Raw genomic sequence first — 12,153 nt, 5'->3', positions numbered from 1 at the left:
AAGGCGCCCGTCCAGCGCGTGATGCAAGGCGAGCCGCCCCCGTCGCGTCAATGCACCGAACCCGACGCGTTCGCTTCGCCGATCGCTTCGCTATACACCGCCGCGACGCGCTTCGCGATCACCGGATTGTCGAAATGCGCGCGCGCGTAGGCACGGCATGCATCGGCGTCCGGCAACTTCAGCGTGCCGTCGAGCGCCTTCGAGACGCCTTCCGCGATCGCATCCGCGCCGGTCGACGGCAGCACGAGATCCTGCGATAGGCCCGCGACGGCCTCCGGCAAACCGCCGACCGGCGTCACCAGCACCGGCGTGCCCGACGCGAGCGATTCCACCGTGATCAGCCCGAAGCCTTCGAGCGCGACGGTCGGCACGACGCTGAGCGTTGCCGCGCGATACAGCGTCGCCAGATGGTGGTCAGGCACGAAGCCGAGCAGCTTCACGTTGTCGGTGAGACCGGCTTCGTCGATGCGCTCCTGCAGTTCGAGTTCGAGGCGTCCCTTGCCCGCGATCAGCAGCAGCACCTCGGGCTCGCGGCGCTTGACGATCTTCATTGCGTCGATCAGATCCTCGAGGCCCATGCGGCGCACGAGACGCCGCACCGCGAGCACGATCGGCCGGCCCAGCGGCAGTTGCAACTTCAGGCGCGCTTCGTTCTGCGTGAGCGGCAGATTGAACTGGTCGACGTTCACACAGCCCGGCACCACGCGGATGCGATCCGGCGAAATGCCGAAGCGCGACGTCAGAATCTTGCCGAACGCGTCAGACAGCACGATCAGCCGCGACGAGCGCGCGTAGACCGTCTGCTCGAGATAGCGCTTCGCGCGCTGGCCCAGCGAGTCGGCCCCTTCCACGTGGCTTTCGTCGGCCCACGGTCCCTGGAAATGCGACACCTGCGGAATGCCGCGCGTGACGTCGAGCCCCGGAAACGTATAGAGCGCGAAATGCGACGAGATCACATCGGGGCGCTGCGTCTGGATTTCGCGGCGCAGCGCGCGGCGCGCGGCCATCAGGCGCAGCGGCAGCGATTGCGCGGCCGGCCCGAAGCCCTGGATCGCACCGTTGGTGTCGGCCGCGACGCGCGGCGAGCCGGCCACCACGCCGCGCACCTCTACGCCCGCACCGGGCAGCGCGCCGATCAGCGAGTAGTACATCCGGTCGAGGCCGCCCGCGCGCTCGGGAAACCAGTGCATGCCGATCTGCAAAGATTTGATCGAAGTGTGAGTCATGGCCATTCCTATAGGTGTTCGTCGTGTTGCTTCAGGATCATTCGCTTCGGGTTCATGCGCTTCGGGTTCATGCGCTTCGGGTTCATGCGCTTCGGGTTCATGCGCTTCGGGTTCGCGCGCTTATGTGCGCCGCTTGTGGCGCCCGCGAGTGTGTCTGCGTATGTGTCCTACTCATGCGCCATCCACACCGCGCGGCGTGCCCGCGAGCAGCCCCGGCGTCGTGATGTCGGCGTCGCGGCTTGCGCCGTTGCGGCTGCGGTCCTCGCGCGGTCCGGCGATCTGCCGGTACAGCGCGATGTACTGCTCAGCCATGCGCGCCCAGCCGAAGCCGACCGCGAGTTCGCCGGCGGCCGCGCCCATCGCGCGCCGCATGTCGTCGTCATCGGCAAGACGTCCGATGGCGTCCGCAAGCGTGCGCGGATCGTCGGGGTCGTCGAGCACGATGCCGCACTCGGGCGTGATGATTTCCGCGCCGCCCGCGGTGCGCGCCGTGACGACCGGCAGACCGGCGGCCATCGCTTCGAGCAGCGACAGGCTCATCGCTTCGTAGCGCGACGGAAACACGAACGCGTCGACCGAATGCATCAGCACGGGCATATCCTTGACGAGCCCGAGAAAGTGCACGCGGTCTGCAATGCCGAGCGCGCGCGCTTCTTCGGGATACGGGCTGCCCGGCAGATAGCCGGCCACCGCGATCTGCACGTGATGCGGCAGGTGCTGCAACGCGCGCAACACGGTGCCGAGATTCTTGCGCGGCGTACGCAGGTCGCCGACGAACAGCAGCAGAAACGCGTGCGCCGGCAGCCTGAACTTCGCGCGATCGCCGCTCGCCGCGGCGAAACCGCGCGTGTCGACGCCGTTGTAGATCACGTCGACGCGGTTGCGCGGCGTAAGGCCGATCGCGCGGATTTCGGCGGCGACCTTTTGCGACACCGCCGTAATCACGCGCGAGCGCCGGTACGCCCAGCGCTCGAGCATCGCGTTCACCCGCGTGTACACGTACTGGTAACCGGACCACGCGCCTTTGGTAATACCGAATGGGTAGTACTTGCTCGCGAACCAGCCGCTATGCACGAAGTGCGCGGTGTTCACGTCGGCTTCCGTCCACGAGATAAAGCCGTTCACATGCAATACGTCGTATTCGCTGCGATGCGCGCGCAGCCACTGCGCGCTTTTCAGCGCGAACACCTGCTGACGCAGCAGATTGGTCGGCCACCATCGGCCGATCTTCATCGGCACCCAGCGGACGAGCGGATGCTCGAGCAGTTCCGGCGCCACATGCGACGCCACGAGCGTGACCGAGATGCCCGCGTCGAGCGCGGCGCGCGCGATCTCGTGGTTGACGCGGCCCTGTCCGTCGTTATGACGCACGACATGCGTGACAATCGCGACTCTCAATCGGTAACTCCGTGAAGAACGACCCTCGCCCTGCGGTGCTGCTTGTCGTAATGCGCCGCGGAGAGGATCGAAAACAGACTCATGAATAGCAATGCGCCGCCTGTGCCGACCAGCGTGTTCGTGAACACGATCATCGCGAGAATCGCGAGCGACAGCGACAGGCAGGACGCGACGAACTTGTCGTCGCCGAGCTTGAAGGTGGCGAATACCGCGCGCATCACGAGCCACGCGATACCCATCACATACAGCAGCGTGCCGGGCCAGCCGAGCACGAACGGAACGTTCATCACGCCGCTATCGAAGCTGCCGTACTGGCCCTGCTGGCCGTCGTTGCCGGCCGCCAGCTTGGTCGAGGTACCGGTGGCGCCCATCCCTTCGCCGGCCACGTCGGTAAACGCGGTTTTCGCGAAGGTCGCATAGAACTGGTTACGCGCCTGATAGCTCGGGTCGCTGTCGAGATCGGTAAGCGTCTGCAGACGCGTCTGCATGCGGTCGGCAACCGGCCCGATCGCGAGCAGCGGCACGCCGAGGCCGACCAGCAGCACGCCGCTCGCGATGATGCGAAAGCGCACCTTGTTGTTCGACTTGACGAGCAGCATGACGAGCGCAATGATCCAGCCGCCCCATGTCGAACGCACGAGCGAAAGCGCGAACGAGATAAAGCCGAACGCGCCGGCAATCCAGCGCACCTTGTGCTGCGCGGCGAGCACGAACACCATCGCGCCGAGCATCGCGAGCGCAAACGGGCCCGACGAGTTCATCGTGCTGAACACGCGCACGCCCTGCGGCACCGGGTCGCCTTGCGAGCTCATCTGCGAACCGAGCATCCACAGCACGTCCCATGCGGGCATGATGAAAAATTGCACGACGCCGTAGACGCCCATCACGAGCATGCCCCAGATAAACGTATTGACGATCGTCTCGCGAAACTTCGGGTAGTCGCGCGTATTCACCATGATGTGGAAGCCGATCAGGATCGGATACAGCCAGTTCGCGAGGTCGTACAGTGCGGCGAGTGGCCCCGCCGACACGATGCCGATCAGCAGGCCATACGCGAGCCCAAACAGGATCAGCAGCACGGGAAGACCGCGCCGCTGCGCGAGGATCGGGTAGTAGCGCAACAGCGACAGGCCGCAGATCATCGTGACGGCGAGCGGCGCGATCTGGATCAGGCTGGTCGGCGTGTAGGAGCCTTTCGACCAGTCGGCAAGACGCCGCACCTCGGGGCTCAGGAACCACTGCCACCAGACGAAACCGACATAGCGCGCCGGGCTCCGGAAATAGAGCCATGCGCCGACCAGCACCGACAGCAGCGGAAAGCCGTACGTAAGCGCGGTGCCCTGGTGGCCGATGATCAGCACCGCCGTGATCAGCCACAGCAGCGCCGGCGGCATCCATTCAGTGCGATCGCCGCTGACGAGACCGCGTGCGCCCGACGCGCCGGCATGCAGAAGCGAGGCCATCGCTTACGCGCCTCCGCGATTGCCGCGCGCTGCGGCGGCCCTGTCGACACCACTGCGGACACCACCGCCGACGCCACCACCGACACCGCCGCCCGCGCCGCTTGCCGACACGCCGCTGCCCGATGCGCGCATGCGACGCTGCAGCAGATCGCGTGTGATCGTCACATGCTGCTGCGCGAACTGCTGCGTCGTGAAATCGCGCGCCAGCAATTCGGACGCTGCCGCGCGCGCCTGGCGCACGGCCGCGTCCGGCGACGCGGCGAGGCGATCGGCGGCCTCGCGCAGCGCCCGCGGATCGAACGGCGGCACGTAGCTCGCCGCCTGCGCGGAGAAATACTCATTCAGGCCGCCGACGTCGGTCACGATCATCGGCTTGCCGACCGCCGCGGCCTCGAGCGTCACCGTCAGCCCGGAGACATGCGAGTTATGCCGCAGCGGCACCACGATCACGTCGGCCCACGCATACAGATCGCGCTGTTTGGCGATACCCGATGCCGATGCGATCTCGACGTTCGGCGCGCGCAGCGACGACGGAATGCGCCGCCGCGTCGCGAGCTTCACTTCGTAGCGCGCATCGTTGCCGAACGCTTCGATCAGCGTGCGCCAGTCGCGGTCGCGGTCGTTGCCGATCGCCGCGATGCGCAGCGGCGTATGCGGCTGCCACGCGTCGGGCTGGTGCACCGGGAAATCGTGCGTGTTCAGGCCGTAGAACACCTGGGTCGCTTCACGCTGCAGGTAGCGGCGGCACAGCGCGGCATTCACGCTCGAGTGCGTCGTGAGCACGTCCGCGCGCGCGACCAGCTTGCGGTAGAACCAGCGCCGCAGCATGCCGTAGTCGGCCCATTTGTCGAGCAGCCAGATGCTTTGCGCGAGCAGCAGCGGCGCGGCGCGCCCGCGAAAACGCTGGCCGTGCAGCATCAGCAGCAAAGCGACGGCGAGGTGCTCGTGCTCGGTGTGCGTCCAGACGACGTCCGAGCCGAGAATCTGCTCGCGGTTGCGCCACGTGTGGATCATGTCGAAGCCGGCGAGCGCCTTCAGTGCGCGGCGCATGAGCTTCACGGGCTTGCTTTCGCGCGCGTCCTCCGAGTACGTCAGGCGGAACTCGTCGGATTCGGCATGGTGATAGCCGTACAGGCAGCCGATGTTGTCGCCCTTGCGATAAGTGCGGGGGTCCGCGCCGTAAAAAAGATGGACGTTGACATTGATGCTCATGCAGGCTCCCGGTCTGCGTGTTCAGAGGCACATCGCGGACATCGGCACGATCGGCGCAACGGCGCGCAACGAAAATGCGATGTGAACCACGCGATGCAGGAATACGCGACAGCGACAAAACAATCGCGGCGATCCGTCGCGCGGCGAATCCGTCGGGCGGCGATCCGCCGGACGGCAGTTCACCAGGGCGGCGGTTCGCCGCGCGCCGTTACGGCAAGGCGCGGCGCGCTTCGCGTGCGCCGCTGCGCACCGCCTTCCAGCGCGACAGTTGCACGCGCTTGCGCGATGCCATCGCAAGCAGCGCATGGGCGAAGCCCGGGTAGGCGCGCGTGCCGACCAGCGCATACCACCACCATGCGGTCTCGCGGTGCAACGGCGTCAGGTGCGCGCGCAAAATCAGATGCAGGTTGTAGGCGGCGTTGCCGAGCGCGGTCATCGTCTGCGCGTCGCGGCCGTCATCGTCGTGACGCTCGGCCGGGAAATGATCGACGGCCACGTGCGGGTCGTAGACCAGCTTCCAGCCCGCGCGCTTCACGCTCATGCTGAACGCCATGTCGTTGTGAACCTGGGCGCCCGCGCCGCGCAGCCGCGTATCGAAACGCAGCGTGCGGATCGCCGCGCGCCGGTAGCTCATGTTCGCGCCCTTCAGCATGTCGACTTCGCGCGCGCCGCCCACGCCGAGATGGTGATTGCCGATCAGCTTGCCCGAGCGCGTCAGTTTGCCGACCTGCTCGCGCGAGCCGTTCAGCACGCCGCCCTTCTCGTGCACCCAGTCGCGCCCGCCGAGCGCGCCCAGCTTCGGGTCGGCGGCGAAGTGCGCTTCGATGCGCGCGAGCCAGTCGGCGTGCGGCGCCGCGTCGTCGTCGGTAATCGCGATCACGTCGCCCATCGCCGCATCGAGGCCGCGGTTCAGCGCGGCCACCTGTCCCGGCAGCTCCACCGGCGCGACCACGAGCGGCAGCCGCTTATTGGCCACATGCTGGGCCACATTCTTTGCCACATGCGCGTCGAGGCACGCATGCGTCGCGTGGTCGTCGGGACGCACGACCACCACCACTTCGTCCGGCGCGCGGTGCTGCCGCTCGAGGGCGGCAAGACAGCGCGTCAGATCGTCCGGACGGCGAAAGGTCGGAACCAGCACCGTAATTTTCATCCTTTCCTCCGCTCAGGCTCAGTCTCGAGCTCGGTTGCAAGCTCAGTTTCAACCTCACCCTGTCTTGATCACGTGCTCAGGTATTCCTGAACGGCCGCGTAGCTGCGGTCGTAACCGCCACGCGCGCGGGTCGGCATCGCGTTGAAGATCGCGCCCTGCACGTGCACGCCGGCCACGCTCAGACGCTTGAGCGAATCGCTGATCTCGTTCTCGGTATGCATGCCCGAGCGCACCACGAAGAAAGTCGAGCCGACATAGCCGCCGATAATCGACGCGTCGGTCACCGCGAGCACCGGCGGCGTATCGATCAGCACCACGTCGTAGCGCTTTTGCAGCGCGTCGAGATACTGCGGCAGACGCGGCGACATCAGCAGCTCCGACGGGTTCGGCGGACGCACGCCGCACGAGATAAACATCAGGCCCGGCGTGTCGGTCTGGCGAATCGCCTCTTCGAGCGAGATCTGCCCGGACAGCAGTTCCGATAGGCCGTTCGCCTGCGTGCCGCCGAGGTGCCGCTCGAGCGAGCCGCGCCGCATATCGCCGTCGATCATCAGCACGCGCTTGCCCGAGTGCGCGAGCAGCACGGCGAGGTTGACCGTCAGGAAGCTCTTGCCGACCGCCGGCATCGGTCCGGTCAGCATGATGATGCGGTTGCGCGCGTCCATCAGCGTGAACTGGATCGACGTACGCAGGCTGCGCAGCGCTTCGACGCAGACGTCCTTCGGCTTTGCGTTGGCGAGCACCTGGCGCTCGCGCGAGGCGCCGCGCGAAACCTGGTTTTCGAGCACGGCCTGCTCGGCCGACAGCGGCACGAGACCGTACACCGGCAGATGGAAGATGCGCTCGACGTGTTCAGGATCGTCGATGCCCTTGAACATGTTCCGGCGGACCAGCACAAAGCCGATTCCCGCGATCAAACCGAGAATGGTCGCCGCCGACAGGATCAGGAATTTCTTCGGCTTGACGGGCTCGCCCGGGCGCAGCGCCGCATCGACGATATGCACGTTGCCGCCGGTCCCGGCGCGCTGCACCGAGAGTTCCTGCACGCGGTTGAGCAGCAGCACGTAGATGTCTTCCGCGACCTTCGCATCGCGTTGCAGCTGCACGGCGCGCACTTCGGTCGCCGGCAGATCGCGGAAACGCGCCGAATAGCGGGCTTCCTGCGCCTGCAGTTCGGCCATCTGTTCGCGCGCGGCCTTGAGGATCGGGTGATCGTTCGCGTAGGTCTGCTGCAGCGAGGCGATCTGCATCTTCAGCGAGGCGATCTGCTTCTGGTAGTCGACCGCGCCGTTCAGGTAGATGGTCGCTTCATCCGATGCGTTGATCGAGCCGGACTTGCTCTGATAGGCGGTCAGCGCGGCCTCGGAATTCTCGAGCTCGGACTTCAGGCGCGGCTCCTCGCTCTTCAGGAAGTCGAGCATGCGGCTCGCGTCGGCCTGCTTCGTCTGGATATGCTCGCGCAGGTACGACTGCGCAACCGCGTTCGCGATTGCCGCGGCCTGATCGGGGTCGCCGCTTTCGAGCGAGATCTGGATCACGCCCGTCTGCTTGCCCTGCTCGGCCACCTTGATGGCCCCCTGGAAACCAGCGATCGCGTCGAGATCGTTCGAGCGCACCACGGTGAACTGCGTGCCCGGCCGCGCAACGAGCTTGTCGACCACGATCGTCACGCCGCCGCCCTGCGCGGTTTCGCCGACCTGGCCGTGCAACAGCAGTTGGCCGTCCGGTGCGCGCAGCTCGTACTGATTGCCTGCGAGCGCGGTCATCGTGAGCTGTTTGCCTTCGAGCGCGGGCGTCACTTCAACCGAGTCGACGGTCGCCTGCTCGCCGCCCCATGCATAGGAGTTCAGACCGAACCACGGCTTCGCGAGCCCATCGGCATGATGCAGACGCGCGGCGAGCCGGCCGAGAAACGGGAACGTCTTCGGCGTGACCGAGAAGTTCAGTTTCATCTGCTGCACGACGGGCCCGAGCACGCCGCGGCTTTTGATGATTTCGATCTCGGCATCGGTCGGCAGCGCGGCCGAGCCGCCGCCGGCGCCGGTCGTGATGGCCGCGCCGGTCTGGTTCTGCGTGAGCGCCTGCGACGTGTTGTCCTGCGGTTCGACGCGCACGTGCGCGTCGGCCGAATAGACCGGCTTTGCGATGTAGCAGTACACGCCCGCTATCGCGACGATCGTCGCGGCGATCGCGACCAGCCACCAGACGTCGTCGATGATCGTCTGGATCAGCTGACCGAGGACGACGTCCTCTTCCTCGGTTCGGCCCTGAATGGCCAGATGCGTGTTGACTTGAGTACTCACGGTTCAATCCCCGGGTTAATCCCCGCTCGGTTCGGGGTACTGCGATTTCGGGGGCGGCCGGCCTGCGCGATGCAGGGCCCGGCCGCCGGCGATCGGGTTGCGTGTGCCCGTTAGCTGCGTATTCAGGCTGCCGCCGTCGTCGGTTCGACCATCGTCGAATCAGCTTCGGGCGGCGCAACCCCGGCCGCAAGGGGCGATCAGTTCGTCAGCTCCTTGATAAAGAACACGGACTGCAGGGCCGGCAGAATCTGCTGGATCATGCGGTTGAACGTTGCGCCGGCGGCAGTTCCGACATACACCACGTCGAGCGGCTGCAGCTGGAATTGCGAGCTCAGCATCACCGCGTCGGGTTGCGTCATGTCGAGCCGGAAAATCTGCGGCGAGGTCGGGTTGTCGCGCATGCCGCGCATCACGAAGATCTGCCGAGGGTTCGCATCGGTATCGAGAATGCCGCCCGCGCCGGTCAGCGCATCGGCGATCGTGAAGCGGCCCTTCAGCATATTCAGCGTGGCCGGGGTCTTCACCTCGCCCATCACGAAGATGCGGCTGTCGGTGCGGTCCGGCACGTTGATCACGTCGCCCGGTTGCAGCAGCACGTCCTGCGAGGTGTCGCCGCGATCGAGCATCGCGTCCGCGTTCAGGATGTAGAGCTTCTTGGCGCGCGTCAGGCGCACGCGCTGCAGGTCGGCATCGGGGTTCGTACCGCCCGAGCGCGTGATCGCATCGACCAGTTTCAGCGGCACGTCGCTGATTGCGAGCGGCCCGGGCGTCTTCACTTCGCCCGTCACGTCGACGCGCTGGCTGCGAAACGCGAGCACGCGCACATCGACCTGCGGGTCCTTGATAAACGGCCGGAGTCCGATCGAGAGTTCGTCGCGAATCTGCGAGGTGGTTTTGCCGGCCGCGCGAATGCGTCCGACGAACGGGAAGAAGATCGTGCCGTCGGGGGTCACGGTCTGGCCGAACGGATCGGCCTGGCCCGGCAGCGCGGTCGTGTACGGCTGCTGCAGCACGCTCGAGATGGTCTGCGTGGTATTGCCGCCGGTCGAGAGCGATGTGCCGCTTTGCGTCGTCAGCTCCGGGTGATTCCACACGGTGACGCCGAGAATGTCCTGCGGCTCGACGTGATAGACATAGTCCTGCAATGTGTATTGCGACGGCGGCAGCGGCGGCGGCGCCATCGCCGCGGTGAACTTGGCCTGCTCGACGATCAGTTGCGCGTCGATCAGCTTCACGTCGTAGGTCGGCGCGGGGCCGGTCGGCGCCTGTTCGTTCAGACGCGACGTGTCGAGGTGGTTACCGGGCGCAATCGAGCACGCTGACAAAAAGGACGCCAGCACAAGGAGAAAAACAAAGGTGATATTTCGCTTCAGCATATTTTGTTGAGCCATCCCATGACCAGATGTTCGATAAGGACGAGGCTTTCGCGGTACTCCCGCTCTTCGCCGCCGTGTGGGTCGACGACGTCGGAGCCCTCCCATTTGCCGAGCGCGTGGACCTTGCCGCGTGCAGCCGGGTCCAGCGCTTCGACGTCCTTGACCTGGCGGCGTTCGGTCACGAGCACCAGGTCCGCGTCGCGCACCATCCGTTTGTTCAGGCGCCGCGCATGATGTTCGCCGGCGGTGATGCCGCGTTCGGCGAGCAGGCGCCGCATGATGGGATCCATCCCGTCGCCGTCCACCGCGCGGATGCCGGCGGAGTGGAACGCAATTGGCGCGCCCGGTTGTCGGTACTGACACGCCTTGAACAGCATTTCTGCCGCAGGCGACCGGCAGACGTTGGCGTGGCAGACGATCAGGACATTGGCGAACATGTCGATATCCGTGGATGTCTTGCTAGGTTGAACGGTTCTTTGTCCGATAGTGGTCAAAAGTTCTCAAGCGGTTTGTCAAAAAAACCTGGGTGCAGCCTTGCATGCGTGAAAGCTTGCAAGGCTGCGGCGCCGGCGCCGATGCCTAGATTGCAGTCGCAGCCATCGCCTTCGATCCATCGCGCACGCTCGCATCCTGCTGAGCGTGCTGGCGGCCGATCGCGTGATACTCGATGCCGAGCTCGCGCATCGAATCGGGCTCATACAGATTGCGGCCGTCGAAAATTAGCGGCGTCTTCAGGTTCGATTTCAGGCTGTCGAAATCGGGGCTCTTGAACACCTTCCATTCGGTCAGGATCACGAGCGCATCGGCGCCATTGAGCGCCTCCATTTCCTCGTCGACGAACGACAGGCGCGCATGACGCTGCGGCATCGATTCGAGATCGAGCGCAAGCACGCGCTTCGCTTCATCGATCGCGACCGGGTCGTAGGCCTTGACCTTCGCGCCGCGCGCGAGCAGTTCGGCAATCAGCGGACGGCTCGGCGCTTCGCGCATATCGTCGGTATTCGGCTTGAACGCGAGGCCCCAGACCGCGAACGTGCGGTCCGACAGATCGCCACCGAGACGCGCGACGATCTTGTTCGCGAGAATCTTCTTCTGCGCGTCGTTGACTGCTTCGACGGCTTCGAGAATCTGCAGTCCCTCGCCGCGTTCGTTAGCGGTGCGGATCAGCGCCTGCACATCCTTCGGGAAGCACGAGCCGCCGTAGCCGCAGCCCGCATACAGGAAGTCGTAGCCGATGCGCGGATCCGAGCCGATGCCGCGGCGCACCGCTTCGATATCGGCGCCGACGCGGTCCGCGAGATTCGCAAGTTCGTTCATGAACGAGATGCGCGTCGCGAGCATCGCGTTGGCCGCGTACTTCGTGAATTCGGCCGAGCCGACGTCCATGTACAGCGTGCGCTCGCGGTTGCGGTTGAACGGCGCATAGAGGCGCTTCATCATGTCGCGCGCTTTTTCGCCGGGCACGTCTTCGTCGCAGCCGATCACGATGCGGTCCGGCCGCGTGAAGTCTTCGACGGCCGCGCCTTCCTTCAGGAACTCGGGGTTCGAAACCACCGAGAACATCTGCTTCGAGCCGCGCGCGGCGAGCTCTTCCGACACGGCCGCGGCGACGCGGCGCGCGGTGCCGACCGGCACCGTCGACTTGTCGACGATCACCTTGAAGCCGTCCATATGCTTGCCGATGTTGCGGGCGGCCGCGAGCACGTATTGCAGGTCCGCGGAGCCGTCTTCGTCGGGCGGCGTGCCGACCGCGATGAACTGGATGTCGCCGTGCGCGACCGAAGCCGCGACGTCGGTCGAGAACGTGAGGCGGCCCGCCTTGCGGTTGCGGGCGATGATCTCGAGAAGACCAGGCTCATGGATCGGCACGCCGCCGTTGTTCAGCACATCGATCTTGCGCTGATCGACGTCGAGACAGAACACGTCGTTGCCGATATCGGCAAGACAGGCGCCCGTCACAAGGCCGACATAGCCGGTTCCAATGATCGTCACGTTCATGAATCACACCTCAAATAGTGAGTA

At 65.8% G+C, this 12,153-nt stretch carries 9 protein-coding genes; all 9 read right to left on the bottom strand.

What is annotated here, in order from left to right; translation table 11 throughout:
- Positions 1 to 47: 47 nt before the first annotated feature.
- Positions 48 to 1,226, bottom strand: a complete 1,179-nt coding sequence (locus KZJ38_RS10750) for a glycosyltransferase family 4 protein (protein ID WP_219800013.1) — start codon at positions 1,224 to 1,226, stop codon at positions 48 to 50.
- A gap of 171 nt (positions 1,227 to 1,397) precedes the next feature.
- On the bottom strand, positions 1,398 to 2,624 hold the full coding sequence (locus KZJ38_RS10745; protein ID WP_219800012.1) for a glycosyltransferase family 4 protein: 1,227 nt from the start codon (positions 2,622 to 2,624) through the stop codon (positions 1,398 to 1,400).
- Positions 2,621 to 4,087, bottom strand: coding sequence for a glucose-6-phosphate isomerase (locus tag KZJ38_RS10740; RefSeq protein WP_219800011.1), 1,467 nt, complete (start codon positions 4,085 to 4,087; stop codon positions 2,621 to 2,623). Before KZJ38_RS10740 ends, KZJ38_RS10745 begins: the two co-directional genes overlap by 4 nt.
- A gap of 3 nt (positions 4,088 to 4,090) precedes the next feature.
- Positions 4,091 to 5,299, bottom strand: a complete 1,209-nt coding sequence (locus KZJ38_RS10735; RefSeq protein WP_219800010.1) for a glycosyltransferase — start codon at positions 5,297 to 5,299, stop codon at positions 4,091 to 4,093.
- Between the two features lie 208 nt (positions 5,300 to 5,507).
- Positions 5,508 to 6,452: a glycosyltransferase family 2 protein gene (locus KZJ38_RS10730; protein ID WP_219800009.1), complete on the bottom strand. Its 945-nt coding sequence runs from the start codon at positions 6,450 to 6,452 to the stop codon at positions 5,508 to 5,510.
- Positions 6,453 to 6,520: 68 nt separating this feature from the next.
- Positions 6,521 to 8,755 carry a polysaccharide biosynthesis tyrosine autokinase gene (locus tag KZJ38_RS10725; RefSeq protein ID WP_425518341.1) on the bottom strand — a complete coding sequence of 745 codons (2,235 nt, stop codon included), beginning with the start codon at positions 8,753 to 8,755 and terminating at the stop codon, positions 6,521 to 6,523.
- 197 nt (positions 8,756 to 8,952) lie between these two features.
- Entirely contained in the window at positions 8,953 to 10,131 is a 1,179-nt protein-coding gene (locus KZJ38_RS10720) for a polysaccharide biosynthesis/export family protein (protein ID WP_219800008.1), read from the bottom strand.
- Positions 10,125 to 10,568 (bottom strand): arsenate reductase/protein-tyrosine-phosphatase family protein, encoded by a 444-nt coding sequence (locus KZJ38_RS10715; RefSeq protein WP_219800007.1) that lies wholly within the window; start codon positions 10,566 to 10,568, stop codon positions 10,125 to 10,127. Before KZJ38_RS10715 ends, KZJ38_RS10720 begins: the two co-directional genes overlap by 7 nt.
- A gap of 142 nt (positions 10,569 to 10,710) precedes the next feature.
- Positions 10,711 to 12,129 (bottom strand): UDP-glucose dehydrogenase family protein, encoded by a 1,419-nt coding sequence (locus KZJ38_RS10710; protein ID WP_219800006.1) that lies wholly within the window; start codon positions 12,127 to 12,129, stop codon positions 10,711 to 10,713.
- Positions 12,130 to 12,153: the final 24 nt, after the last annotated feature.

It is taken from the genome of Paraburkholderia edwinii, assembly GCF_019428685.1.
In the GTDB taxonomy this organism is placed as follows: domain Bacteria; phylum Pseudomonadota; class Gammaproteobacteria; order Burkholderiales; family Burkholderiaceae; genus Paraburkholderia; species Paraburkholderia edwinii.
Note: the sequence above shows the minus strand (reverse complement) of the source record. Positions and strands in the feature narration are given on the sequence as shown.

Excerpts from the sequence above, each read along its gene's own strand:
- KZJ38_RS10750 (WP_219800013.1), bottom strand. The coding sequence starts at position 1,226 with ATGACTCACACTTCGATCAAATCTTTGCAGATCGGCATGCACTGGTTT.
- KZJ38_RS10740 (WP_219800011.1), bottom strand. The coding sequence starts at position 4,087 with ATGGCCTCGCTTCTGCATGCCGGCGCGTCGGGCGCACGCGGTCTCGTC.
- KZJ38_RS10735 (WP_219800010.1), bottom strand. The coding sequence starts at position 5,299 with ATGAGCATCAATGTCAACGTCCATCTTTTTTACGGCGCGGACCCCCGC.
- KZJ38_RS10730 (WP_219800009.1), bottom strand. The coding sequence starts at position 6,452 with ATGAAAATTACGGTGCTGGTTCCGACCTTTCGCCGTCCGGACGATCTG.
- KZJ38_RS10720 (WP_219800008.1), bottom strand. The coding sequence starts at position 10,131 with ATGCTGAAGCGAAATATCACCTTTGTTTTTCTCCTTGTGCTGGCGTCC.
- KZJ38_RS10715 (WP_219800007.1), bottom strand. The coding sequence starts at position 10,568 with ATGTTCGCCAATGTCCTGATCGTCTGCCACGCCAACGTCTGCCGGTCG.
- KZJ38_RS10710 (WP_219800006.1), bottom strand. The coding sequence starts at position 12,129 with ATGAACGTGACGATCATTGGAACCGGCTATGTCGGCCTTGTGACGGGC.